25 protein-coding genes are annotated in these 22,119 nt (G+C 68.8%); 8 read left to right on the plus strand and 17 right to left on the minus strand.

Going from position 1 to position 22,119, the window contains the following annotated elements; translation table 11 throughout:
• Nucleotides 1-263 precede the first annotated feature (263 nt).
• The 6 genes from D1J51_RS09155 to D1J51_RS09180 all read right to left on the minus strand — a co-directional run bounded on the left by D1J51_RS09155 (nucleotide 264) and on the right by D1J51_RS09180 (nucleotide 5,323).
• Complete coding sequence (locus tag D1J51_RS09155) at nucleotides 264-788, minus strand: carboxymuconolactone decarboxylase family protein (protein ID WP_119074886.1); 525 nt, start codon at nucleotides 786-788, stop codon at nucleotides 264-266.
• On the minus strand, nucleotides 785-1,330 hold the full coding sequence (locus D1J51_RS09160) for a YbaK/EbsC family protein (RefSeq protein ID WP_119074887.1): 546 nt from the start codon (nucleotides 1,328-1,330) through the stop codon (nucleotides 785-787). Before D1J51_RS09160 ends, D1J51_RS09155 begins: the two co-directional genes overlap by 4 nt.
• Nucleotides 1,327-2,508: a trans-sulfuration enzyme family protein gene (locus D1J51_RS09165; protein ID WP_119074888.1), complete on the minus strand. Its 1,182-nt coding sequence runs from the start codon at nucleotides 2,506-2,508 to the stop codon at nucleotides 1,327-1,329. The genes D1J51_RS09160 and D1J51_RS09165 overlap by 4 nt, the downstream gene beginning before the upstream one ends.
• Nucleotides 2,509-2,853: 345 nt before the next feature.
• Complete coding sequence (locus D1J51_RS09170; protein ID WP_119074889.1) at nucleotides 2,854-3,519, minus strand: metalloregulator ArsR/SmtB family transcription factor; 666 nt, start codon at nucleotides 3,517-3,519, stop codon at nucleotides 2,854-2,856.
• A 96-nt stretch (nucleotides 3,520-3,615) separates the two neighbouring features.
• A complete protein-coding gene (locus tag D1J51_RS09175; protein WP_119074890.1) occupies nucleotides 3,616-4,887 on the minus strand; it encodes an MFS transporter in 1,272 nt (423 codons plus the stop codon).
• Nucleotides 4,877-5,323, minus strand: a complete 447-nt coding sequence (locus D1J51_RS09180; protein WP_162903739.1) for a hypothetical protein — start codon at nucleotides 5,321-5,323, stop codon at nucleotides 4,877-4,879. The genes D1J51_RS09175 and D1J51_RS09180 overlap by 11 nt, the downstream gene beginning before the upstream one ends.
• A gap of 345 nt (nucleotides 5,324-5,668) precedes the next feature.
• Here D1J51_RS09180 and D1J51_RS09185 point away from each other — a divergent pair, with 345 nt between their 5' ends.
• On the plus strand, nucleotides 5,669-6,817 hold the full coding sequence (locus D1J51_RS09185; protein ID WP_119074892.1) for an FAD-dependent monooxygenase: 1,149 nt from the start codon (nucleotides 5,669-5,671) through the stop codon (nucleotides 6,815-6,817).
• Between the two features lie 131 nt (nucleotides 6,818-6,948).
• Here the strand turns inward: D1J51_RS09185 and D1J51_RS09190 are convergent, their stop codons facing one another.
• The 4 genes from D1J51_RS09190 to D1J51_RS09205 are packed head-to-tail and all read right to left on the minus strand — an operon-like array spanning nucleotide 6,949 to nucleotide 9,689.
• Nucleotides 6,949-7,179: a response regulator transcription factor gene (locus tag D1J51_RS09190; protein WP_119074893.1), complete on the minus strand. Its 231-nt coding sequence runs from the start codon at nucleotides 7,177-7,179 to the stop codon at nucleotides 6,949-6,951.
• Between the two features lie 54 nt (nucleotides 7,180-7,233).
• On the minus strand, nucleotides 7,234-8,652 hold the full coding sequence (locus D1J51_RS09195; protein WP_119074894.1) for a dihydrolipoyl dehydrogenase family protein: 1,419 nt from the start codon (nucleotides 8,650-8,652) through the stop codon (nucleotides 7,234-7,236).
• Nucleotides 8,649-9,224 carry a hypothetical protein gene (locus tag D1J51_RS09200; RefSeq protein ID WP_119074895.1) on the minus strand — a complete coding sequence of 192 codons (576 nt, stop codon included), beginning with the start codon at nucleotides 9,222-9,224 and terminating at the stop codon, nucleotides 8,649-8,651. Before D1J51_RS09200 ends, D1J51_RS09195 begins: the two co-directional genes overlap by 4 nt.
• 33 nt (nucleotides 9,225-9,257) lie before the next feature.
• Nucleotides 9,258-9,689, minus strand: a complete 432-nt coding sequence (locus D1J51_RS09205) for an organic hydroperoxide resistance protein (RefSeq protein WP_119074896.1) — start codon at nucleotides 9,687-9,689, stop codon at nucleotides 9,258-9,260.
• A 77-nt stretch (nucleotides 9,690-9,766) separates the two neighbouring features.
• On the opposite strand from D1J51_RS09205, the gene D1J51_RS09210 reads away from it, so the two are divergent.
• Nucleotides 9,767-10,396 carry a TetR/AcrR family transcriptional regulator gene (locus tag D1J51_RS09210; RefSeq protein WP_240423101.1) on the plus strand — a complete coding sequence of 210 codons (630 nt, stop codon included), beginning with the start codon at nucleotides 9,767-9,769 and terminating at the stop codon, nucleotides 10,394-10,396.
• 178 nt (nucleotides 10,397-10,574) lie between these two features.
• Here D1J51_RS09210 and D1J51_RS09215 read toward each other — a convergent pair whose 3' ends face one another.
• Nucleotides 10,575-11,486 carry an aldo/keto reductase family oxidoreductase gene (locus D1J51_RS09215; RefSeq protein ID WP_119074898.1) on the minus strand — a complete coding sequence of 304 codons (912 nt, stop codon included), beginning with the start codon at nucleotides 11,484-11,486 and terminating at the stop codon, nucleotides 10,575-10,577.
• A gap of 137 nt (nucleotides 11,487-11,623) precedes the next feature.
• Here D1J51_RS09215 and D1J51_RS09220 point away from each other — a divergent pair, with 137 nt between their 5' ends.
• Together D1J51_RS09220 and D1J51_RS09225 are read left to right on the plus strand one after the other, a co-directional pair.
• The gene (locus D1J51_RS09220) at nucleotides 11,624-12,052 is read left to right on the plus strand and encodes a winged helix-turn-helix transcriptional regulator (protein WP_119074899.1); all 429 of its coding nucleotides are present in this window, start codon (nucleotides 11,624-11,626) and stop codon (nucleotides 12,050-12,052) included.
• 211 nt (nucleotides 12,053-12,263) lie between these two features.
• Nucleotides 12,264-12,539 (plus strand): hypothetical protein, encoded by a 276-nt coding sequence (locus tag D1J51_RS09225; protein WP_119074900.1) that lies wholly within the window; start codon nucleotides 12,264-12,266, stop codon nucleotides 12,537-12,539.
• 448 nt (nucleotides 12,540-12,987) lie between these two features.
• Here the strand turns inward: D1J51_RS09225 and D1J51_RS17905 are convergent, their stop codons facing one another.
• Complete coding sequence (locus D1J51_RS17905) at nucleotides 12,988-13,137, minus strand: hypothetical protein (RefSeq protein WP_162903740.1); 150 nt, start codon at nucleotides 13,135-13,137, stop codon at nucleotides 12,988-12,990.
• 175 nt (nucleotides 13,138-13,312) lie between these two features.
• Here D1J51_RS17905 and D1J51_RS09230 point away from each other — a divergent pair, with 175 nt between their 5' ends.
• The 4 genes from D1J51_RS09230 (at nucleotide 13,313) to D1J51_RS09245 (ending at nucleotide 16,565) form a co-directional block, all read left to right on the plus strand.
• Nucleotides 13,313-14,086, plus strand: coding sequence for an SDR family NAD(P)-dependent oxidoreductase (locus D1J51_RS09230; protein WP_119074901.1), 774 nt, complete (start codon nucleotides 13,313-13,315; stop codon nucleotides 14,084-14,086).
• Between the two features lie 315 nt (nucleotides 14,087-14,401).
• The gene (locus D1J51_RS09235) at nucleotides 14,402-14,767 is read left to right on the plus strand and encodes a DoxX family protein (RefSeq protein ID WP_119074902.1); all 366 of its coding nucleotides are present in this window, start codon (nucleotides 14,402-14,404) and stop codon (nucleotides 14,765-14,767) included.
• An 80-nt stretch (nucleotides 14,768-14,847) separates the two neighbouring features.
• On the plus strand, nucleotides 14,848-15,924 hold the full coding sequence (locus tag D1J51_RS09240) for a PQQ-dependent sugar dehydrogenase (protein ID WP_119074903.1): 1,077 nt from the start codon (nucleotides 14,848-14,850) through the stop codon (nucleotides 15,922-15,924).
• 170 nt (nucleotides 15,925-16,094) lie between these two features.
• The gene (locus D1J51_RS09245; RefSeq protein ID WP_119074904.1) at nucleotides 16,095-16,565 is read left to right on the plus strand and encodes an Hsp20/alpha crystallin family protein; all 471 of its coding nucleotides are present in this window, start codon (nucleotides 16,095-16,097) and stop codon (nucleotides 16,563-16,565) included.
• Between the two features lie 70 nt (nucleotides 16,566-16,635).
• On the opposite strand, the gene D1J51_RS09250 is transcribed toward D1J51_RS09245, so the two are convergent.
• The 5 genes from D1J51_RS09250 to D1J51_RS09270 are packed head-to-tail and all read right to left on the minus strand — an operon-like array spanning nucleotide 16,636 to nucleotide 22,108.
• Entirely contained in the window at nucleotides 16,636-18,105 is a 1,470-nt protein-coding gene (locus D1J51_RS09250) for a lipase maturation factor family protein (RefSeq protein ID WP_119074905.1), read from the minus strand.
• Between the two features lie 52 nt (nucleotides 18,106-18,157).
• Nucleotides 18,158-19,558: an MmgE/PrpD family protein gene (locus D1J51_RS09255; protein ID WP_162903741.1), complete on the minus strand. Its 1,401-nt coding sequence runs from the start codon at nucleotides 19,556-19,558 to the stop codon at nucleotides 18,158-18,160.
• Entirely contained in the window at nucleotides 19,555-20,418 is an 864-nt protein-coding gene (locus D1J51_RS09260; protein WP_119074906.1) for a polysaccharide deacetylase family protein, read from the minus strand. Before D1J51_RS09260 ends, D1J51_RS09255 begins: the two co-directional genes overlap by 4 nt.
• Nucleotides 20,415-21,248: a polysaccharide deacetylase family protein gene (locus tag D1J51_RS09265; protein WP_240423103.1), complete on the minus strand. Its 834-nt coding sequence runs from the start codon at nucleotides 21,246-21,248 to the stop codon at nucleotides 20,415-20,417. The genes D1J51_RS09260 and D1J51_RS09265 overlap by 4 nt, the downstream gene beginning before the upstream one ends.
• Nucleotides 21,245-22,108, minus strand: coding sequence for an ABC transporter substrate-binding protein (locus D1J51_RS09270; RefSeq protein WP_119074907.1), 864 nt, complete (start codon nucleotides 22,106-22,108; stop codon nucleotides 21,245-21,247). The genes D1J51_RS09265 and D1J51_RS09270 overlap by 4 nt, the downstream gene beginning before the upstream one ends.
• Between the last annotated feature and the right edge of the window lie 11 nt (nucleotides 22,109-22,119).

The raw sequence follows: 22,119 nt of genomic DNA on the forward strand, positions 1-22,119 counted from the left end.
GCGATCTTCAAATCTGTCGGGCGGCGGCGCTCACGGGCAGGGCGCGGAGTTCGTCGGCCTCGGCACGAGCACGGCCGCGCGTGCTCGTGCGCTGTGTGCGCGGTGGTGATGCTTGTCCATGAGCACGCCCACGCGGTCGCGATGTACGCGTCCGGCTCCGCACTCGCTGTGTGCCGCATGAACGGCCGCTCTGGAAATCTCTGTCGATGCACTCGAGCAGAGCTGGAGTGCGGCGCCGAAGCGTCCGCAGCGGAGGCTTGGTGTCAGATATCGATGGGGACCGCGAGCGCAAGGAGCGTCCTGCTGAAATGGTTCCGCACTCCAGCAGCCAAGGCGATGTCCACGATCTGTCGATCAGTGAAACCTGCGTCTCGCAGCCGCTCGCTGTCCGCGTCGGTCATCGACCCCGGTGCGGTGGACAGTTGTTCGGCGAACTCGATCACCGAGACATCCGATTCGCTGAGACCCGCTGCTCGATAGTCGCGGAGCGCTGCGTCCAGTTGCGCCTCGTCCATGATCCGCGCGTCGAGGATCTTCTGACTGTGCGCGCGAAGGCAGTGAGGCGATCCGATGGCGCGGGCCGCCCCGAGCGTCGCGAGTTCGTATACGCGGAGGCCGATCGACGAGATGATCGCCTGCACCAACGCCTCGTACGCCGCGTGGGCTTCCGGGTTCACCGCCATCGCCTCGGTGTAAGGTTGCACGGCACCCGTCCGGTCGAGGTCTGCCCGATACATCTCAGCGGAGTGCCCCGTGACATCTTCGGGCTTCGGCCCGACGATGATCATGCAACCTCCGCAGTGGCGGTGAGATCGACCACGACCGGTTCGTGACCGCTCGCGGCGGCGAACGCGGAAAAGCCGGCCCAGCTGATGCCGATGCTCCCGGTGTGACTCATCGGGTGGAAGTTCAGCTGATCAGCGCCCTCGAGGGCCTGATCGATGACGAGCGTGATCTCACGGTCGGTGTCGTGGAACAGCGCCAGCGGGGTCGCGGTGCCCGGCACCACGCGCAGACGCTCGATCATGGTCTCGATGGATGCGAAGCCGAGACGGCCGCGAGCCCCGATCTTGGTGTGTAGCGCCTTGAGGTCGATGTCGGTGTCCTCGTACGCGGTGACGAAGAACAGTCCGCCTTTCTTGTCTTTCAACAGCAGGTTCTTAGTGAAGGTGCCGGGCAGGTCGCCGCGCAGATGCTTGCCCTCCTCGATGCTGCTGTGTGCCGGGTACTCGACGATCGGTGTCGTCTGGATCCCGGCCTTGGCCAGGTAGTCGAGCAGGAGCCTGCGCTGCTCGGCCTCGTTGCCCTCGAAGTGCTCTGCCGCGGTCATGCGGTGACAGCCTCGAGCGCTTGCCGGATGTCGGCGAGCAGGTCTTCGGTGTCTTCGAGCCCGATCGACAGGCGGATCATCGAGTCGGTGATGCCGCGACGTGCGCGCTCCTCCGGCGTGAGCCCGTGGTGCGTCGTGGTCGAGGGCTGGGTCGCCAGCGACTCTGCGCCGCCGAGGCTCGGGGCCAGCGCGAACAGCTCGAGCCGGTCGGCGACCTTTGAGGTAGTCGCGCCGTCGGCGTCGACTTCGACCGTCATGATGCCGCCGTAGCCCTGCATCTGCTTAACGGCGAGATCGTGGCCGGGATGAGAGGGCAGGCCCGGGTAGAGGACGCGGGCGATACGCGGGTCGGCTTCCAACGCCTCGGCGATCGCCTGCGCGGAGCGGTTCTGCGCCTCGACCCGGACCGTGAGAGTGCGCAGACTCCGGGCGAGGAGCGCGGCCGGTTCTGGAGCGATCGTCGTGCCGAAGTTCTTACGCCAGTTCCACACCGGGGTCACGAGCTCCGCGGGGCCGAGCACGAAACCGGCGGTCACGTCGGAGTGCCCGCCGAGGTACTTCGTCGCCGAGTACACCACGAGGTCGGCGCCGAGTTCCAACGGGCGCTGGTTCACGGGTGACGCGAACGTGTTGTCGATCGCGACGAGCGCACCGTGTTCGTGGGCGAGTGTTGAGATCTCGGCCACGTCGAACACCTCGTGCGTGGGGTTCGTGGGCGTCTCGAAGAACACGAGCTTGGCGCCTGTCTTGAGCGCCTCCTCGAGCCGGTCGAGCTCGGATCCGAGAAGAAAGGTGGTGTCGATGCCGAGGAGCGGGAGCTGGTCGGCGAGGAGTTCCATCGTGCCGCCGTAGGCGTCGCCCAGGCACACGATCCCGTCGCGGCCGTACTGCGCGAACACCGCAGCCTCAGCCCCCATGCCCGAGCAGAACGCGAGCGCCGCCTCGGCGCCCTCGATCTTCGCCATCGTCTCTTCCAGCGCGAACGTCGTCGGATTCAAACCGTACCGGGTGTACAGCGCGCCGGGCGTGCGCCCATCCACCACGTCGAGCAGCGCCTCGGTCGAGTCGAAGCCGAACGTCGTGGTGTTGTAGATCGGCATGTGCGGGGCACCGTGCGCGTCTTTCAGGCTGCTGCCGTGGATCGAAAGTGTTGACCGTCCGAGGTCAGGCTGAGACATGCAGGGCTCCGTTCGGATCGATGATGCGGGACATCGGCCGTCTGCCACCCAGACGGCCATTCAATAGTATTCCACGGAGAATAGGAATACAGGGATGCGGGCTCCGCCGAGGTCTTGAGCACGGTGGGTCAGTGCGCGGTGCGCGGTCGCTCTGGTCCGGTGTGCTGCCCGGCGGGCTCGCAGCACGCAGAACAGGCCGGCGTCTAAGTCGTGGCGCATGGGCGGTTCCCCGAAGTCGCCCGGCACAGGCCGGAGCATCGGTCGAATCAGCCGTCGCAGCCGTCAGCGCGTTCGTCGAACGGCTGGCGCCCTCGCGGCCAGCCCGGACGAATCCGCAGGCATCGTCTACGTGGCGTCGAGGGCGATCTCCTTGGTCGCCCGCCATTCGACGATGCCCTCGTCCATCGACTTCGCGTCGAGACCACGCTCGCGCAGCCACACAGCAGCCTCGCGGGAGAGGCGGCAGAACTCACCACGGCAGTAGAGCACCACCTCAGCCTCAGCCGGGATCTCCGTGTACCGGTCCTCGAGCTCGGCGAGCGGTATCGAGATGGCGCCGGGAAAGTGCGCGGAGTCGAACTCGTCTTTCGGGCGCACGTCGACCACCAGCATGTCCGAGGTCACCGCCGCCGGGTCGATCGTCGGCCCCTCTGCTCGCGGCTCGCTCATATACGCCTGCACGGTGTCCCGGAGCCGGGAGTTGCGAGCGAGCGCGACGCGCTTGGCCGCCGTATACAGTTCCGCAACATCATCGGCGGCGAGCCGGTAGAAGATGGTGGTGCGCCGACGCCTCGTCTGCACCAGGCCCGCACGCTTGAGCGACTGCAGGTGCGCTGAGGTCGTGGTCATTCCCATACCGGTGAGATTGGCCAGATCTTCGACCGAGTGCTCGCCCTGCGCCATGAGTTCGAGCAGTTCCAGGCGTCGCCCGTTCGCCATCGCCTTCGTGACTTCGGCGAACACGTCGAACACGTCAGCCTTGCGCAGGCCGTTCGTATTCTGATCATTCATGGAATAAGAGTAGCAGTCGGCTCTGGCATCCCAGCGGGAGGGTAGGCAGCACACCCTGCGCGCAAGGGCCGCGCCGCGCCATCGATCACGGTCGGTTCAGGGCGACTGCTTGCGCCTGGCCCACAAGAGTACCGGGATCAGCACAAGGGCGAGGACACCGCCGCCGATGGCCAGCAGTTGGTAGCTGGTCGCGCTCATGATGACACCAGAGAGGATAGCGCCGCTGGCGCCTGCCAGTTGCACGAAGACGTCGATCGCGCCCTGCGTCTTCGGACGATTCTGAGGCACGGTGGCATCGACGACGAGAGCCGTGCCCGAGACCAGGCCGAAGTTCCAGCCGACACCCAGCAGTACAAGCGCCAAGATCAGCAGGAACAGCGAATCACCCGGCGCCAGCGCCGCCAGCAGGCTCGCGATGAGCAGCGTGACGCCGGAGGCGACGACCATCGGAGCGCGGCCGAGCTTGTCCACCAGGATGCCGGTGAACAGCGACGGCAGCCACATGGAGCCGACATGCAGGCCGATGACCAGGCCTACGGCGGCCATCTCGTAGTTGTGGGCGCGCATCTGGATCGGGGTCATCGTCATGATCATGATCATCACGACCTGGGTGAGCACCATGACCGTTGCACCGACATACGCGCCGATGCCGGCCTTCGGAACGGATGCTGCAGCGCTGACGGTGCCGCCAACCTCAGTGGTCTCGTCGGCAATGCTGCGGGCCAGCAGGTAAGGGTCGGGGCGGAGGAAGAGGAACAGCACCATACCGGCAGCGCTGTAGGCGACAGCAGCAAGAATGAACGGGCCGGCCAGCGTCGGCACACCGATCGAGTCAGCGAAGCCGCCGAGCGGGTCGATGAGGTTCGGGCCGGCGACCGCGCCGATGGTGGTGGCGACCATCGCCATGCTCGCGCCGAAGCCGCGCCTGTGCGCCGGCGCCAGATCGGTGCCCGCGTAGCGCGCTTGCAGGTTCGTCGCCGTGCCGGAGCCGTAGACGAAGAGAGCAACGAACAGCAGCGGCACGCTGTCGATGACCGCGGCGATCACGACACCGAGCGCGCCGAGCCCACCGGCGATGAACCCGTAGGCGAGACCCAGGCGCCGACCGAAGCGCTGCGTGGAACGCCCCACCAGGTATGCGGCAAGGGCGGACCCCAGCGTGAAGAGGCCGGTCGGCAGGCCGGAGAGCGCATCCGAGCCGAGCATCTCCTGGGCGAGGAGCGCACCGACGGCGATACCAGCCGCAAGCCCCGCGCCGCCGAGTACCTGGCTGAGGATGACAACGGCCAGCGTGCGCTTGTGGACACGAGCCCGTTCGGCTTCAGCTGGGCCCGCGGCCCGCTGTTCGACATTCTGATTATGCGACATCGAGTGAGAGCCCCTCCGTTGCCCGCCGTTCGGCGGCGCTTTCGTCCGTTGCTTTCGCGTCGATTCCCCGGCCGCGCAGCCACTCCGTTGCGTCGCTGGAGAGGCGGCAGTGCTCACCCCGGCAGGAGAGCGCCGCCTCGGCCTCGCCCGCGTCGACCTTCGGCCCCGCAGCGCGCGGCCGCCCCATGTACGCCTGCGCCGTCGGCCGTTGCCACGGGCTATGCGCAAGCGCCATCCGCTCGAGCGACGGCAAATGGGCCGAGGGGCTGTTCGCCCACATGCCGGCGATCGTGGCCCGCTCCTCGACGGAGTGCTCGCCCAGCTCGCCCACCGCGATCAGCTCGAGCGATTCCGCGCGACGACCGCTGAACACGGCAGCCACCACCCCCGCGAACACGGCCGCCTTGCCCGCAAGTTCAATATTCCAAACATTCATGGAATAATATACTAGCAATCGCCCCGCCCGTAATAGCGAGGAATGGACACCCGAGGGCACGCATCCTGATTCCGGATCACGCACTCGGCCAGATCTGAGCAAAGACTCCGGCTGATCCCGAATCTTCTGAGCAGCCGATCGCGTTTCTGGGAGGATCGACGCATGACTGACCTCATCCCTCGCCGTTTGGGTCCGGTGCTGCTACCGAAAGAACCGCGGAGCGTCGGCAGTACCGCATCGAATCTCCGACGTCACTATCAGCTCCGCCGTCAGACGGGTCGAGGCAACAGCGCGAGGGCGTTCCCCTGGGACACTTGGAGGAATTGAGACGAACAAGGGAGTGGCATGCGTGTCGCAGTGATCGGTGCGGGTATCGCCGGATTGACCGTGGCCGCTGGGCTGGGCGCGGACGGGCACGAAGTCGTTGTCTATGAGCGCCGCGAGGAGCCCGGTGCGGTCGGAGCCGGGCTGACCCTGTTCGGCAACGCCTTCGATGCACTCGACGCGATCGGGCTGGGCGACGCGGTGCGCCGGGTGAGCAGCGATGCCATCGCCCGGATGCGCTCGGGGCAGCGGCGACCGTCCGGTGACTGGCTCGTGTCCTTGCCGTCCGCGATGGTCCGCACGCTGCGCAGTCTGCACCGCGCCGACCTGCACCGCGCGCTCGCGGAGGCCCTGCCTGCCGGGAGCATCCGACTCGGGCAAAGTGCCGCTCTCGCGGTGGACGGCCGGGCGGCCGTGACCGTGGACGGGGCCGAGGAACGGTTCGATCTGGTGATCGCCGCCGACGGTCTGCACAGCGATACCCGCACACGGCTGGGGCTGGATCGCGGCGTGCGCTACTCCGGGTGCACCGCCTGGCGTGGCGTCACTGGGTCCGGCGTCGATCTCCGGGGTGAGGTCGGCGAGACCTGGGGGCGCGGGCGCATCTTCGGCATCGTGCCGCTGCCGGATGATCGTGTCTACTGGTTCGCCACCGAGTCCACGGCCGCAGCCCAGCACGCAGATGATGAGCGAACAGCAGTACGGGAACGGTTCGGGAACTGGCACGAACCGATCTTGGCGTGCATCGACGCGACGCCGCCAGGTGCGGTGCTTCGACACGACATTCACGACCTCGCCCGGATTCCGGCGTCGTTCGTCAAAGGGCGCGTGGTGTTGGTCGGTGACGCCGCCCACGGGATGACCCCGAATCTGGGGCAGGGCGCGGGACAGGCAATCGAGGATGCAGCCATGCTGACCCTCCTGCTACGAAGCGGCAAGCCGGACGAGGCGCTCTCCAGATACGACGAGCTGCGGCGAAAGCGGACTCGGGCGGTCTGGCGGCAGTCGCGCCTCATGGGCAAGGTCGCGCAAGCGTCCCATCCGATCGGCGCGGGCATCCGCGATGGGCTCTTGCGAGCGACGCCGCCCGCGTTCATGGCACGAGCGACGCAGAGCATCCAGCGGTGGACCGGTCCGCAGACGTTGCCCGGCCGGGTTGCCCCGAGGTGAACATGCAGGTGGGATTGCAGCGAGTACCACGTGGAATCTCTGACGCCACTACCGAGGGCCAGCGGCGAGGTGCAGAGCTCGCGCGATGCGGAGGAGCGGCGGGTCGTCAGCAGCCAGCTTGAGGACTGCTGTTAGCTGGTCGTTGACTGCCTGGTGACGGACACGGCGAGTTGCGTGCGGTCTCGGAGGCTGAGCTTCCGCAAGATGCTGGTGATGTGGTTTTTCACCGTGCCCTCGGTGACGAAGAGCAGCCGTGCGATCGCGCAGTTCGATCGGCCTTTGCCGACGAGTTCGGCGATCTCGATCTCACGCCCGGAGAGTCCTGCGTGATGCGAACGGTCTAGGAGACTGCTGAATGCCACCGGGGCGCCTTCGCAGTGCGGACGGACGCCGGTCGCCTGCCCGCCGGAGCCTCGCTACTCTTCCTCTCGTCGGTACGTTTCGAGGAGTCGCAGCCAGACTTCGCTGATCGTGGGGTATGCCGGGACCGCATGCCAGAGGCGGTCGAGCGGAACTTCCCCGACGATGGCGATCGTCGCGGCGTGGAGCAGCTCGGCAACGTCCTGCCCGACGAACGTGGCGCCGATGACGACTTGGCGCTCCTCGTCGATGACGAGCTGGGCCCGGCCCGTGTAGCCGTCGGCGTGCAGACTCGCGCCTGCCACCTGCCCGATGTCGTAGACGACCGTGCGTACTCGGGTGCCCGCCGCGCGGGCCTGCGCTTCGGTGAGGCCGACGGCGGCGACTTCGGGATCGGTGAACACGACACGCGGGACCGCGAAGCGATCGGCCGTCGCGACATGCCCGCCCCACGGTTCGTCCGACAGTGGTGTTCCGTTCAGCCGGGCGGCGATGGCGTCGCCGGCGGCGCGCGCCTGATATTTGCCCTGGTGGGTGAGCAGCGACCGGCCATTGACGTCACCGACGGCATAGAGCCAGTCTGTGCCGTAGACGAGCATCGTGTCGTCGACCACGAGGTCAGGCCCGAGACCGACTGTTTCGAGTCCGAGGCCGTCAGTGGCCTGCCTGCGGCCGGTTGCGACGAGGATCTCGTCGGCGTGCACGCTGGTCCCGTCATCCAGACCGACCGTGACCGTTCCCTCCGCGTCACGATCGACGCGGGAGAGGGCAACGCCGATGCGCACGTCGGCGCCTTCCCCCGCCAGCGCTGCGGCGAGGTGCTCACCGACGAAGGGTTCCTCTCGGTCGAGGAGCGTGCCCTTGGAGAGGAGTGTCACCCGAGAGCCGAGGGAGGAGTACGCAAAAGCCATCTCGGTCCCGGCGACCCCTCCTCCGAGAATCATCAGGCGCGGTGGCACGTGATCTGCTGCGGTCGCTTCGCGGGTGCCCCACGGCCGGGCCTCGGCGAGGCCGGGGATAGCGGGGATGCGCGGGACGGATCCGGTAGCTAGAGCCACTGCCTTCGTCGAGTAGATCCGGTTGCCGACGTTCACCCGGCCACGGCCGTCGAGGCGTCCGTGGCCGCGGATCAGATCGATGCCGGCGGACTCCACCCAAGCGACCTGCCCGTCGTCCTTCCACCCGCTGGTGAAGGCGGTGCGCCGGGCGAGTACCGCAGCAGCGTCGAGCTCTTCGGTAACGGCTTCGCGGGCGCCCGGGAGCCGGCGTGCGGCGCGGAGGGCATGCCCGCTTCGCAGCAGCGCCTTCGACGGCATGCACGCCCAATACGAGCATTCTCCGCCGACGAGCTCGGATTCGACGATGGCGACACGGAGGCCGCGCTGGGTGGCGTAGTCGGCGACGTTCTCGCCGGCGGGGCCACCTCCGATCACGATCAGGTCGTAGTCGGAGACCGTGGTCTCAGGGGCGTTCATGCGTGCTCCTTGCGAAGCTTGACACTCAGGCGGATGGCGGAGATGAGGAAGAAGATTGCACCCAGGGCGGCGTACCCGGCCGCTCCGGTCATCACCCCGTTGCCCTTGAGCCCCTGGAAGAGGAACGCGGCTCCGGCGAGCACGGAGATGCCGCCGGAGAGCATCTGGGCGACCTGGCCGCCGGAGCGGCGGTTGCGGATCGCGGTAATCAGCTGCGGGATGCCGGACATGACCGCCCACACCCCCCAGACCGCAAGCGCGGCGGAGATCGACATCGACGAGGTGATGCCGAGCGCGATGGCGACGGCGAAGCTGACGACGACGCCTGTCCATTCCGCGGCCTTGGAGCGCTGGCTGTCGGGATCGGCGCGCAGCTGCCACAGCACGGCGCCTGCGTCGAATGCCGGGTAGACGATCAGCAGCACCGTCAGCAGGGCGTTCGGTTCATTGGCCCTGGCTGCTGTGGCGAACATGATGCCGACCCAGACGATCGCGAAGGCGAAGCGGACGAAGTAGAGCGTGCGCAGCTTCCGGCCGTAGGCGATCGCGGACGTGTTCCCAGTGATGGTCATGATGTGTTCCTGTTCTCGAATCAGGGCGAGTGCTCAGGCGACGGTGGTGGCGAGCGTGACGGGGACGTTGCCGCGCGTCGCGACGGAATACGGGCAGACCGCGTGCGCGGCAGCGACCAGTTCGTCGGCCGTCTCCTGGGCGATACCGCTTCCGATGCGGACGCGCAGCTCAGCGGCCAGCGCGAGGCCGCCCTCATCGGTCTTGGTCAGCGACACCTCAGCGGTGACGGTGGAGTCCGCGATGGGCGCCTTGTGCTGTGCGGCGACCATCTTCAGCGCCGAGTGGAAGCAGGACGCCCACCCGGCGGCGAACAGTTGCTCGGGGTTGGTCGCGCCACCGGGGCCGCCCATCGCGGTCGGGATCGCCAGGGTCACGTCGAGGAGGCCGTCGTCGGTGGTAGCGCGGCCTACTGCGCGGCCCTCCCCTGTCGAGGTGGCGGTGGTGGTGTACAGGGGTGCGGACATGACGTGTCTCCTTCTGATCGTCGTCAATAGAGTAACTAGTACGTCTACGTAGCTAAGGTAGACTACTTCGTACACCAATGCAACCCGCGCACGACGAACCGGAGGCAGGCATGCAGGCAGACGCAACGGAGACCGCCACGCCGAGGCGCTCGGCCGGCGCCACGCGCGAGCGCATCCTGGAAGCAACGAACCGGCTGTTCTACACGGAGGGCATCCGTGCCACCAGCGCCGACCGCATCATCGAAGAGGTCGGCATCACGAAGGTCACCTTCTACCGCCACTTCCGCAGCAAGAGCGATCTCGTGGTCGCCTACCTGACCCATCAGGCCGCTGCGGAGCGCGAGTGGTTCCAGGGGATGCGTCGCGCTGATGATCCGCTGGGCTCGTTGCACGCCATCGCGTCGGGAATCGGCGCCGCCAGTTGCTCTCCCGGGTTCCGGGGATGCGCGTTCATCAACGCCGCTGCTGAGTTCTCCGACCCGCACGACCCCGTTCGCGCAGTCGTCGACGCGCACCGTCAGTGGATGCTGGAGACCTTTGCCGCCATCGCCGCCGACGCCGGTATCGAAGACACCGAAGGAACTGCGCGTCAGCTCATGATGGTTCGGGACGGCGCAATGGTGAACGGCTACCTCGGAAATCCGGAGTCTGTCGCCGAGTCGCTGAGGGGCGCCTTCGACTCGGTGCTTTCAGCGACAAGAGACTGACGGCGCGGCGGCTACTCCTGCTTGGAGGGTGGTCATCATGACGGGGAAGACGACGCCTTTGGCGAGCATGACGATTGCAACAGCGTCACCGTCGGTGGCGTGACCCATCGTCCACTCGATCCGGCCGGGCGGCACGAGCTGCGGGATCGACGCCCGGATCTGCGCTGGGGTCGAGTCGTCAACCTCTGCGCGTCTGAATGTCGCGAAAGTCAGGGGCGCTCCCAGTGATGCCGTTGAGCTCGGCGACATCGTCCGGGGACAGCGTCAGCGCAGCACCGGTGATGTTCTCGCGCAGGTGCGCGACCTTGGATGTGCCGGGGATGAGCAGGATGTTGGGCGAGCGTTGCAGCAGCCAGGCCAGCGCGACGGCCATCGGGGTGGCGTTCAGGCGTGCGGCGACGCCTGTCAGGGCGTCGGACTGCAGTGGGGTGAACCCTCCCAGCGGGAAGAAGGGCACGTAGGCGATGCCATCGGCGGCGAGCTCGTCGATCAGGGCGTCGTCCCACCGGTTGGCGAGGTTGTACATGTTCTGCACGCACACGATCGGGGTGATTGCGCGGGCCTCGGCGACCTGCTCGGCGGTGACATTGCTCACCCCGAGCTGACGGATCAGCCCCTGCTCCTGGAGCTCGACCAGGGCCCGCATGGCCTCGGCGATCGACCCGGGCCGCGGGCCGGTGGCATCCCCCATGCGCATGTTCACCAGGTCAAGGGTCTCCACTCCGAGGGCGGCGAGATTCTCGTGGATCTGCTCGCGGAGGTCGTCGGGTGTGCGGGCCGTGGGCCAGCCGCCATCGGCATCGCGATTCGCTCCCACCTTGGTCGCGATCAGCACCGACTCCGGGTAGGGGTGCAGCGCCTCGCGGATCAGCTCGTTCGTCACCCGCGGGCCATAGGCGTCACTGGTGTCGATGTGGGTGATGCCCTGCTCGACCGCGTCACGCAGCACCGCAATCGCCCCGTCGTGATCAGCGGGGGGACCCATGACCCACGGGCCGGCCAGCTGCATCGCCCCGTACCCGAAACGGGAGATGGTCCGGTCGCCGAGATTCCAGGTGCCGCCAGGGAGCGTGGTCGGGTTTGTCGTCATGATGTCGTCGTGCCTTTCGTAGAACGCAGTCGGGGGTGGCGTTTCCCGCCTCCCTGCACCAGTATTAGAGAGCAACTCTCTTCTGGGAAGTACGCACCCTCGAGTGCGTAACCACCACGCGCGAAAGGTGAAGGCCCATGGCGACGACAACCGCGGCCGAACGACGAGAGCAGAACAAGAACGCCTACAACGCGTTCCTCGCCGTGTGTCCGAGCCGTCAGCTCCTGGACCGGCTCTCCGACAAGTGGGTCGTGCTGATCCTCTGCGCCCTCGGCGGCGACGGTCCCGGCGACCCGGGAGAACCCGCACCCCTGCGCTACTCGGAACTCTCGCGACAGATCGCCGGCGTCAGCCAGAAGATGCTCACCCAGACCCTCCGCTCCCTCGAACGCGACGGACTGATCACCCGCACCATCACTCCCACCGTGCCCGTCACCGTCACCTACGCACTGACCGACCTCGGCCTCTCGCTCTACCAGACCACCCGGCGGCTCAGAGCATGGGCACAGGACAACATGGACGCCGTCCAAGAACACCGCAACCGCTACGACACACCCGACACGTGAGCTTCAGCCGCTCGCTCACGTCTCCGTCCTGTACTGTGAGTGCCGCCTCCAGGGCGTCGGTTACGGCGAGGAGGGCATTCGCGAGCGCCTCCTCAGTGGCGTTGATCCCGCCGGAGTCCTTCTTGGATTCTTCGCCTGCCAACGCTTTGCGCGCTTCCGCGATCAGGGCGCGAGGCTCTTCGGGGGTCATCTTGTTCGCTACACTGCCCGCATGACCACCGCCACCGACAATCGAGCCCTTCACGCGACCGCTCTGGCCGCCGGGATACTCGCCCTCGTGGTGCTGTTCACCCTCCCAGGCGGCCCCGTCAGCTACCTGATAGCGATCGCCGCCGGCTTCATAGCGGTCCTGATCGGCCATCGTGCCGTGCGACGCTCCGGCCCCCTGCTTTGGGCAGCAGTCGGGGGCCTCGTGCTCGCCTACCTCGATTTGGTCGTCTCGTGCGGTCTCATGCTCGTTCGGGTCACGCGACTCCTCGCAGGCTGAACGCTCTCGATCAGGCGCAGTCCCGTCCTCTTGCGCAACAGGATGAAACCACACTCATCGGCAGCCCTCCTCCCGTCCTCGCGGTGTCGTCGCGGAGCGTGTCGATGCCGAAGGCATATGCGATCGACTCCGGTATCGGTGCATATCTGCTGCGAAACCGTTTCGGGACGGCATTCGCGGCAGGCACGGCGCTCCCTCTCAGCTCGACCGCTTACCAGGCAGAAGACCGCAATTCGCAGTCTCCCCGTCGAGAGGCTCCGGACCCGACCGAAACCGGCCATCAACGCTCGCCGATCACTCGCGAGAGAGAATCGTGAGAACCAGCAGATCTGGAGAGTGGCTTCTGCCGACGGGGGTGCTGCGCCAGTCGTAGAAGTGCCTTCTTCAGGGCGGGAAAGCCCGCCCGACCGCGCGCGGCCGGCGCGCCAGGCGACCGGCATCGGCTCGATCAGCGCCCCATCCGCAGGTCGACGTTCTCCGTCAGCAGGTGCAGCGTCGACGCGTCGACGGTGGTGAATTCTGCCGTGCCGCCGTCGTGCGACGTCAGGCCGTGAAAGCCGACTCGATGCGCAGATCCTCCTCGACTGGTGGATCGCATCGGGAGAACCGGGAGCGTGCGCCGCCGTCGCAGCTCGAAAGGCCGCCCGCTCACGAGGGTTCACGCGCGATCGCTGCCCCCAGCGTCCATGATTTCCAGTCACCGAGCGTTCACCGGCGTGGGATACGCTCGTGCCGAGGCGGCGCCGAGGCGGCGCCGCGGGAAGGGAGCGAACATGGGATTCGACAAGAGCGTAGCCGTCGTGACAGGCGGGGTCTCCGGTATCGGAGCGGCGATCACGAAACGTCTCGCCGGACTGGGGGCGCAGGTGTTCGTCGCCGACATCAACGCCGACGCGGTGGCCGCCGCGTCCGAGACCTTCGGGCCGAATGTCGCGGGGCTGCGCACCGACGTCACGAACGAGGCGGATATGGAGGCGCTGTTCGCCGCGGCCGTCGAGCGGTTCGGAACGGTCGATGCGGTGTACAACGTCGCAGGCGGATCGCGCCCGGGCAGCATTGTCGACATGGACCTGGCTACGTGGGATTTCAACATCCGTCTCAACCTGTACGGCGCCTTCCTGGGTACCAAGTTCGGTGCTCAGCAATTCCTCGCCGAGGGCAAGCCGGGCGTCATCGTCAACGTCGCATCCTTGAACTCGGAGGTGCCGATGCATCTCGGAGCCGGCTACTCCACCGCCAAGGCCGGGGTCGTCATGCTCACGAAGAACGCCGCCCTGGAACTCGCCGAGAAGCGGATCCGGGTCAACGCGGTCTCGCCCGGGTTGGTCGACACCCCGCTGACCGGTGGGCTGCTCGGCATGGACGGGGTGATGGAGGCCTATCTCGACCGCATCCCGGCGAAGCGGGCGGCTGACCCGGATGAGATCGCCGGAGTGGCGCTCTTCCTGGCATCGGAGGACGCCTCGTACGTCAACGGAGTGAACATCGTCGCGGACGGTGCCTGGTCGACGAGCGGATACCCGGACCTTCGCCGGTTCATCGGCTGATCGGAGACCGGTTCGGCACCACCCTCGGCACGGTCGTCGGTACGAGCGAGGGCATCGAGACGTGAAGGGGGGCGGCGAGGCCGTGGCCGGCTTCCCCGCCCCTGGGACTCCGGTCGGCGCGGCGGCCTCAGCACTCACCGCCTCCAGGAGCAGGATCGGGACGGCGACCCGGTGCTCCGCCACGTCGCCGTCCGCCGCTCGCACCGTGTCACCCGGTGGCACCGGTGCGCCCTTTGCACGATTGCCCATCATGATGCACGATGGGGTCACCCACCGATCGTCGACGACTCCCGTCCGAACATCCCGGAGAATGCCATGCTCATCGCCCTCTGGATCGTCAACGCGCTCCTCGCGCTCGCCTTTCTCGCCGCGGGCGGCACGAAGCTCGCCCGCCCCAAGGACGCCCTCGCGGCGAGGGGCATGGGCTACGTCGAGGACTTCGCGGCACCCACCATCAAAGCCATCGGCGCGCTGGAGGTGCTCGGCGCGCTCGGCCTGGTCCTGCCGCTCGCCACGGGCATCGCGCCGGTGCTCACGCCGCTCGCCGCCGTCGGCCTCACGATCACCATGATCGGCGCGATCGTCGTCCACGCGCGACGCCGGGAGAGCCCCGCGCCCGCCGTCGCGCTCGGGGTGCTCTCGGCGGCGAGCGCCGTGCTCGGCTTCATCACCCTGCTGTGAGCCCGGGTCGAGGGGCCGCCGCGGGCCGGGCGCCGCGAGCGCGTCGGGCGTAGGCTCGAAGCGGACGGGAGGGGGTCGGAATGCGGATCACCGCTCGGCCGAGCCGCGGAGCCCGTCTGGTCGCGGCATCGGCCATCGCGCTCCTGACGCTCGCCTCCTGCACGGCGCCTGAGCCCCCGTCCCCCTCGACGGCCGCGGAGGCGCTCCTCGAACCGCGGATCGTCGCGAGCGACCTCGATGCGCCGTGGTCGGTCGCGTTCTACGGCGACACACCGCTGGTCAGCGAGCGCGACAGCGCCCGCATCCTCGAGCTCGACGCCGACGGCAACGCGCGGGAGGTGGCCGTCGTCGAGGGCGTCGCACCTCGCGGCGAGGGCGGGTTGCTCGGCATCGCCGTGCGCGACGGGTACCTCTACGCGTACTTCACGGCGGACGAGGAGAACCGCATCGAGCGCTTCGAGCTGCGGGGAGAAGCCGGATCGCTCGCCCTGGGAGAGGCCGAGACCGTGCTCGAAGGAATCCCCGCGGCCGGCAACCACAACGGCGGCAGGATCGCGTTCGGACCCGACGGGCTGCTCTACGCGACCGCGGGCGACGCCGGCGAATCCGGGAACGCGCAGGATCCCGGCTCGCTCGCGGGCAAGATCCTGCGCGTGACGGCGACGGGGGCCGTCCCGGACGACAACCCCTTCCCCGGCTCGCCGGTCTACAGCTTCGGGCACCGCAACCCCCAGGGCCTGGCCTGGGCCCCCGACGGCACCCTGTACGCCAGCGAGTTCGGCCAGAACACCTGGGACGAGCTCAACGCGATCCGGGCGGGCGGCAATTACGGGTGGCCCGAGGCCGAGGGCATCGCCGGAGACAGCGGCTTCATCGACCCCGTGCAGCAGTGGGCTCCCGGCGACGCGAGCCCCAGCGGCATCGCGGTCGCCGGTGACGACCTCTACGTCGCGAACCTGCGCGGGGAGCGGCTGCGGCGGATCCCGCTCGCCGATCCGACGACCTCGACCGAGCTCGCCGTGGGCCGGTACGGGCGCCTGCGCGACGCGGTGGTCGCGCCCGACGGGTCGCTGTGGGTGCTCACGAACAACACCGACGGGCGCGGCGACCCCGAACCCGGCGACGACCGGCTGCTCGCGTTCGACCTCCCGCGCTAGTCCCGCGCCCGCACCCCGGCCGCTCCGGCTGCTCTCGCGGAGGCGACGCTCGCCCTCGGCGAACAACCCTTAGCACTCTCCCTGCGAGAGTGCTAATCTATAGTCAAGTTGAGTCAAGAGCACTCAACTTTCACACCGGTGCAGATTCAGCTCAGACGAAAGGTGAAGTGATGGCAAACCACAGTCCTATCCGCGAAATGGAACGCCTCGCCGACGCGCTGTTCGACGGCCCGTCGAGGGGACCGCGTCGCATGCCGATGGATCTCTATCGCGACGGCGACCGCTACCTGCTCACGGCCGACCTCCCAGGCATCGACCCGGGATCGGTCGACGTCGACGTCGACGGGCAGCTGCTGACGATCCGCGCCGAGCGCACGCTCCCGGGCGCCGACAACGTGAAGTGGATCACGCGCGAGCGCACCTCCGGCAGCTTCCTGCGTCAGCTCAGCCTGGGGCAGGGCATCGACACCGAGAGGATCTCCGCCAGCTACGACAACGGCGTGCTGAGCGTCACGATCCCCGTGAGCGAGCGGGCGAAGCCGCGCAAGGTGCAGGTGACGAACGGCTCGGTGATCGAGGCCGTGTCCGACACAGCCCAGGCCGAGGGCGGGCAGCGGAGTATCGAGGACCCGCAGGCGTAGCGGCGGGTTCGGGATCGGGGCTGCGGCGAGGAATCCTCGCCGCAGCCCCTCCCCGCGCCGACCGGAGGGTCTACCCGCCGAGGCCGACCGGGGGCACCAGCACGCGGCGGCGATCCCGCACCCACACCGCCCCGTGCTCCCGTCGCTCGGCGCGGGTAGCGAAGCGGTAGCGGTACGACACCACCCGCACCCAGCGCGGCGTGCGCCCACCGAACGGGTCCTTCCGCAGCAGCGCGAGGGTCGGCGCATCCGCCTCGAGCAGCCGCACCAGGAAGACCGCGAACCAGTCATCGAGCGAGCGCCCGAGCGGCAGGAACCACATCAGCCAGTCCAACCGCAGGTGATACGGCGCGAACTGCCGCGGCACCCGCCGCACGTCGCCGGGCTTGCCCTTGAACTCGTACTCGCGCCAGTCGGCCGAGGCGTGATCCTCGCCCTCCGTGCCCTCGACGACGTACTCGACCCGCTCCCTCGTGACCGTACCGAACGCGCCATAGGCGTTCGCGAGCTGCCAGCGGTTGAAGCTCGCGTTCATCAGCTGCCGCCTGGCGAACAGGTTGCGCAGCGCGGGCCAGCTGAGGGCGGCGTACAGCGCGCCGACGGCCGCGGTGAGGGTCAGCCAGGAGAGCGGAAGCTCGCCCGCATCGGATCCGCCTCCGACCCCCGGCACCGACACCGGCACCGACACCGCCGAACCCGCCAACACGATCGTCGCCCAGTTGAGCCACGCGAAGTTGCCGGTCAGCACGAGCCACAGCTGCGTCGCGACGACGACGCCCGCCGCCGCCGCGCCCACGATCGCGGGGACCGGGCCGGAGACCCACAGGCCGAGGACCGGCGCGAACAGGAGGAACGGCACCACCAGCTGGGCGAAGTGGTTGCCGAGCGCCTCGCCGCGGTGGAACCACCGCGGCAGCAGGTGCGCCTGCCGGCTCAGCGGGCCCGGCATCGGCTGGGTCTCGTGGTGGTACACGAGAGCGGTGAGGTCTCGCCACTCGCGGCCGCCGCGGATCTTGATCATTCCCGCGCCGAACTCGAGCCGGAACACGAGCCACCAGAACAGCACGATCACCACCGTCGGCGGCGGCTGATCCTGCGACCCGAGGAACGCGGCGAGGAAGCCGGCCTCGAGCAGCAGCATCTCCCACCCGAAGCCGTAGAAGGTCTGCCCGATGCTCGAGATCGACATGTACCCGAACCACAGCGCGAGAAAGCCGAGCATCGGCACCCACGGCGGGCCGAGCTGCGGGATCCCGGCCGCCAGCAGCCCCGACACTCCGATGCCGGCCCAGCACAGCGCCGCGAGGCGCCGATCGGTGTAGCGGATGCGCCGGAACAGCGTCGGGCGGATCGGCTGCGCGCGCGGCTCCGAGGATCGCGCCCAGTCGAGCAGCCGCGGTGCGGGGAGCAGGCCCCGCTCTCCGAGCAGCGGCCGGAACTGGTTCAGGGTCGAGGCGAACGCGACGAGGTAGAGCGCCGCGATCCCCCGCTGCAGGATCTCGCGCGCAAAGCCGAAGTCGACAGCCGCGAACCCGTCCATGCCGACAGCGTACGCCTCCGGCCCGGGGCCCGCCGCAGGGGGGCGCCTCGGCTCAGGGGACGGTGTGGCCCGCCGGTCGAGTAGGCTCCCGGTCAGACGCCGACACCCGCGCAGGCGCCGGCTTCTCCCAGACGGGGGGAAGCCTCCTCAGCGGCGCGTCGCCGATCGAATCCACGTAGTCGATGAGCGCACGGGCACGAGCACTCCCGATGCGCGGTTCGGCCAGCCGTCGGAACTTGCCGCGCACCTCGGCTGCGCTGAACGGCATCGGCTGGCTCCCGCGGGCGGTATCCCGCTCGATGACGTGGTCGCGCGACGCGGTACCGAGGATCACGCGCACCGACTGCGGCGACGGCAGGTCCTCAGTCTCCGCCACGCTGAACATCTGCAGCGTTCGCGCCACCTCGGGATCCGAGAACCTCAGGTACGCGTCGGGATCGAGCGACTGCCCCAGCAAGAGCAGGGCGAGCGCTATCGGCAGGCTCATCCGCGCCGCCTCCACGGTGCGGGGCTCCTCCGGGCAGATCATCCGGCGCAGGAACGGCGAGAGCTCGATGCGAACGGACCGGATCTCCTCCGAGGAGACCTCGTCGCCGCGAAGCGCATCGATCACGCCGTCGATCGCGGGGTGCGCGCTGCGGCACGCCGCGTACATCTTGACGGCCGAGTGGCCGGCGTGCCACCGCTCCCCCAAATCGGTCACGAGTTCTCCCGGCCGCGCACTCCGGGCTCCGTGCGTGGTGAAGTAACCGCCCCAGACGTCCTCGAAGATCGCCGTCGGCCCGGCCGCTCCCGCGCGGGCCAGCATGGCGGCTTGGAGCCCGCCCCCCGCGGCGTTCGCGGCGTGGAGCTGCTTGGCCATCGAGCCGTCCTCCGCGAAGGCCCAGGTGCCCGCGCTCGAGCTCGCCGCGAGAGCGAGGGCCGAGGCGCACTGCTCCGCGTCGAGGCTCATGGCCCGTGCGGCCGCGGCCGCGGCCGCGAAGACCCCGCACGTCGCCGTCGAATGCCACCCGGCCCCGTTGTGCGCGTCGTATCCCCCGAGGGCGTTCTGCACGCGCCGTCCGACCTCGTAACCGGCGATCATCGCCGCAATGAGGTCTGCGCCGCTCCCCAGCCGTCCCGCATGCGCGAGGGAGAGGAGCGTCGGCACGACGACGGCGCCCGTGTGATCGCACCCCTCGGTGTCGTCGATCTCCGCCGCGTGCGCCGCGACGGCGTTCACCCTCGCCGCGTCGATCGGGTCGCGCGGCGCTCCGTCGATCAGCAGCGGCGTATCGCCGGGGGCGCGGAAGACCTGGGCCGCGATCCGCACGGGCCGCCGCCCGTCGCCCGCGATGGCCGCGCCGATCGTGTCGAGCAGGTGGTCCTTCGCCTTGGCGTGCAGGTCGATCGGGATCTCCGGGAGGTGCAGCGCGCTGACCCACTCCCCGAGCCGGCTCGCGAGCGTCTTCACGCCTCCCTCCGGGCGAGCTCGGTGAAGAGCGCGTACGGGTGGGACGGATCCGGGTCGCGAGTGCTCCAGTACGCGTGGAGTTCGGCGCAGGTCGCGAACCAGGCGTTCCCCTGCGCCTGAAGCCCCGTCAAGAAGCGGCGGAGCATGCGGGCGCGGCTCGCGATGCCCATCACCTCGGCGTTCAGCCGGAGGTGGACGAGCGTTCCGTAGCGTGCGGCGCCGCGGACCTCGCACCACCAGTTCTCCTCGACGGATTCGAGGGGCGTGATGCGCGATTGCCCCGGAGGGAACGGCGGATCGAGGTTGTACCCCAGGTACTGCTGGTCTTCGAGCTCGTATCGGAACGGGATCTCGACGAGTTCGGTTCCGGTGAGGTGGAACGGCAGCTCGTCCGAGGGCAGCGACGACGACCAGGCGAATCCGGCTCGCTGCATGGCGGCGGGGAAGCCCTCGCGCCACTCTCCGCCGGGGGTGCGGAATCCGCGCGGGGCCTCACCGGTGATCTGCTCGATGGCCGCGCGCCCGACGATCATCTCGTCGACCTGGCCCTCGAGGGCGAGCCGGTCGAAGTCGAGGTGCCGGTGCCCGTGCACGCCGATGCCGTGCCCGGCCTCGTGCACGGCGCGCACCGTGCCCGGGTAGCGGTTCGCGATCTCCCCGGGGAAGAACCACTGCGCGGTGATGCCGAGGTCGGTCAGCAGGCCGAGCAGCCGGGGCGCACCGTGCTCGGGCCCGTAGAGGCCCGCCGAGCGCGACTTGTGCCGGTGGATGTTCTCGGGGTCTTCCGCCAGCAGCGGCAGGTCGCCGTCGACGTCGATGGAGAGGGTGAAGGCGTGCGCCTTCCCTTCGGGCCACTTCATACCGCGCTCACCGCCCCGTGCTCCGCCGCGACCTCGTCCGCGCGCATGACGCGCACGTCGTCCCGGTCCACGAGCCCGCCGATGAACTCGTCCATGAGCACCGTGCGGCCGGGCGTGCCGATGACCTTGGGGTGCCAGATCGTCGAGACCGTCAGTCCCTCCTCCGCCGCGGCCTCCACCTCTTCAGCCCAGCTCCTGAAGGCGGGGCGGTAGGGAGCGATCCGGTCGAGACCGCTGGGGAAGTCAGGTGCTCGGTGGTACGCGAACACGGAGTAGTCGTCGAAGAGCGACTTCGCCGGGATCTCGACGAGGGGCACGCCCGCGTACCGGTAGGGCTGGTCGCCGCCGCGCATCGAGCTCGAATAGGTGTAGCCGTGCTCGGCGAGCAGCTCGGGCGTCTCGGGCGCCAGGTCTCCCGAGGGAGCGCGGAATCCCAGCGCGCGGTGCCCGAGGACGTCGCGGAAGCTCTGCTGGCTTCGGCGCAGGATGTCCGCTTGATCGTCGCGGCCGCGACCGTAGAACTTCTCGTGCCGGTCCCCGTGCCCGGCCATCTCGTGCCCCTCCGCGAGGATGCGCCGGCAGAGCTCCGGCCAGGTGCGCGCCACCCAGGCCGGTGTGAAGAAGGTCGCGGCGACACGGTGGCCGCGGAGCACGTCGAGGATCCTCGGGACCGCTCTGTGGGGACCGTAGGCGCCGAGGGCGAAGTAGCCGGGGCGCTGCCAGATCTTCCCGGAGACCATGGCCTCGCCGGTCGGCCCGTCGAGGTCGAAGGCCAGGACGACCCGGGCGGGGGTGCTCCCCGCCCGGGTCGTCTCGGACGCGTGGGTCACTCGGTGACCTCGTTGATGGCGGGCGGGCGCAGCCCGTCCTCGATGCCGTACTTCGTGAGGATCTTCTCGGTGGTGCCGTCGTCGTACATCTCCTGCAGCACGCCGCGCACCGCCTCGGCGAGCGCCGTGTTGCCCTTCCGAACCGACGCGGCGAAGGGCTGGGCGATGAGGACGTCGAGCACGATCTGGTACTTGCCCGGATCCTGCTCCTCGAAGTACGCGAGGTTCTCGGCGCCCTGCACGGCGAGATCTGCGCGACCCTGGTCGAGCTGCAGACGGGCGGCCGCGCCGGAGTCGGCGCCGACGATCTTGACCGCCGGCTCGCCCGCGGCCTCGCACACCTTGGCGCTGTACTCCTGGAGCGCCGGGTAGTAGTCGGTCTTGGTGCTGACCGCGATGGGCACGCCGCAGGCGTCCGTGGGCTTGGCGAAGTCGCCGGCCCTGTCTGGCGTGGTGTAGAAGCGGCCCGTCGAGGAGTAGTAGTCGATGAAGTCGAGGGTCTTCTGCCGCTCGACCGTATCGGACATGCCCGAGATGACGAGATCCACGCGGTCGGTGCGCACGGAGTTGATCAGCTGGTCGAACTTCTGCTGCTCGAACTTGACGTCGAGATTCAAGCGCTTCGCGACCTCGGTGATCAGCTCGACATCGCTGCCGATGAGTTTCTCCCCGTCGAGGTACTCCATCGGCGGGAAGTCCGGCGACAGACCGACGGTGAGGGTGCCGTCGACGATCGTGGTGAAACCGGCGTCGCCGGATTTGCTGCTGCCGCTCTCGTTGCCTCCCGCGGATCCGCTGCAGCCCGCGAGGAGCGCTACGGCCGCGCCGGCGGCGATCAGACCGAGAAACTTCTTTGTCATGGTGTCTTTCC

Origin of the sequence: Leucobacter sp. wl10 (assembly GCF_003569785.1) — a bacterium.
In the GTDB taxonomy this organism is placed as follows: domain Bacteria; phylum Actinomycetota; class Actinomycetes; order Actinomycetales; family Microbacteriaceae; genus Leucobacter.

Excerpts from the sequence above, each read along its gene's own strand:
- D1J51_RS09210 (WP_240423101.1), top strand. The coding sequence starts at position 9,767 with ATGCAACCCGCGCACGACGAACCGGAGGCAGGCATGCAGGCAGACGCA.
- D1J51_RS09220 (WP_119074899.1), top strand. The coding sequence starts at position 11,624 with ATGGCGACGACAACCGCGGCCGAACGACGAGAGCAGAACAAGAACGCC.
- D1J51_RS09230 (WP_119074901.1), top strand. The coding sequence starts at position 13,313 with ATGGGATTCGACAAGAGCGTAGCCGTCGTGACAGGCGGGGTCTCCGGT.
- D1J51_RS09240 (WP_119074903.1), top strand. The coding sequence starts at position 14,848 with ATGCGGATCACCGCTCGGCCGAGCCGCGGAGCCCGTCTGGTCGCGGCA.
- D1J51_RS09155 (WP_119074886.1), bottom strand. The coding sequence starts at position 788 with ATGATCATCGTCGGGCCGAAGCCCGAAGATGTCACGGGGCACTCCGCT.
- D1J51_RS09225 (WP_119074900.1), top strand. The coding sequence starts at position 12,264 with ATGACCACCGCCACCGACAATCGAGCCCTTCACGCGACCGCTCTGGCC.
- D1J51_RS09250 (WP_119074905.1), bottom strand. The coding sequence starts at position 18,105 with ATGGACGGGTTCGCGGCTGTCGACTTCGGCTTTGCGCGCGAGATCCTG.
- D1J51_RS09175 (WP_119074890.1), bottom strand. The coding sequence starts at position 4,887 with ATGTCGCATAATCAGAATGTCGAACAGCGGGCCGCGGGCCCAGCTGAA.
- D1J51_RS09185 (WP_119074892.1), top strand. The coding sequence starts at position 5,669 with ATGCGTGTCGCAGTGATCGGTGCGGGTATCGCCGGATTGACCGTGGCC.
- D1J51_RS09165 (WP_119074888.1), bottom strand. The coding sequence starts at position 2,508 with ATGTCTCAGCCTGACCTCGGACGGTCAACACTTTCGATCCACGGCAGC.
- D1J51_RS09200 (WP_119074895.1), bottom strand. The coding sequence starts at position 9,224 with ATGACCATCACTGGGAACACGTCCGCGATCGCCTACGGCCGGAAGCTG.
- D1J51_RS09235 (WP_119074902.1), top strand. The coding sequence starts at position 14,402 with ATGCTCATCGCCCTCTGGATCGTCAACGCGCTCCTCGCGCTCGCCTTT.
- D1J51_RS09160 (WP_119074887.1), bottom strand. The coding sequence starts at position 1,330 with ATGACCGCGGCAGAGCACTTCGAGGGCAACGAGGCCGAGCAGCGCAGG.
- D1J51_RS09195 (WP_119074894.1), bottom strand. The coding sequence starts at position 8,652 with ATGAACGCCCCTGAGACCACGGTCTCCGACTACGACCTGATCGTGATC.
- D1J51_RS09260 (WP_119074906.1), bottom strand. The coding sequence starts at position 20,418 with ATGAAGTGGCCCGAAGGGAAGGCGCACGCCTTCACCCTCTCCATCGAC.
- D1J51_RS09180 (WP_162903739.1), bottom strand. The coding sequence starts at position 5,323 with ATGAATGTTTGGAATATTGAACTTGCGGGCAAGGCGGCCGTGTTCGCG.
- D1J51_RS09170 (WP_119074889.1), bottom strand. The coding sequence starts at position 3,519 with ATGAATGATCAGAATACGAACGGCCTGCGCAAGGCTGACGTGTTCGAC.
- D1J51_RS09270 (WP_119074907.1), bottom strand. The coding sequence starts at position 22,108 with ATGACAAAGAAGTTTCTCGGTCTGATCGCCGCCGGCGCGGCCGTAGCG.
- D1J51_RS09205 (WP_119074896.1), bottom strand. The coding sequence starts at position 9,689 with ATGTCCGCACCCCTGTACACCACCACCGCCACCTCGACAGGGGAGGGC.
- D1J51_RS09215 (WP_119074898.1), bottom strand. The coding sequence starts at position 11,486 with ATGACGACAAACCCGACCACGCTCCCTGGCGGCACCTGGAATCTCGGC.
- D1J51_RS09245 (WP_119074904.1), top strand. The coding sequence starts at position 16,095 with ATGGCAAACCACAGTCCTATCCGCGAAATGGAACGCCTCGCCGACGCG.
- D1J51_RS17905 (WP_162903740.1), bottom strand. The coding sequence starts at position 13,137 with ATGCGATCCACCAGTCGAGGAGGATCTGCGCATCGAGTCGGCTTTCAC.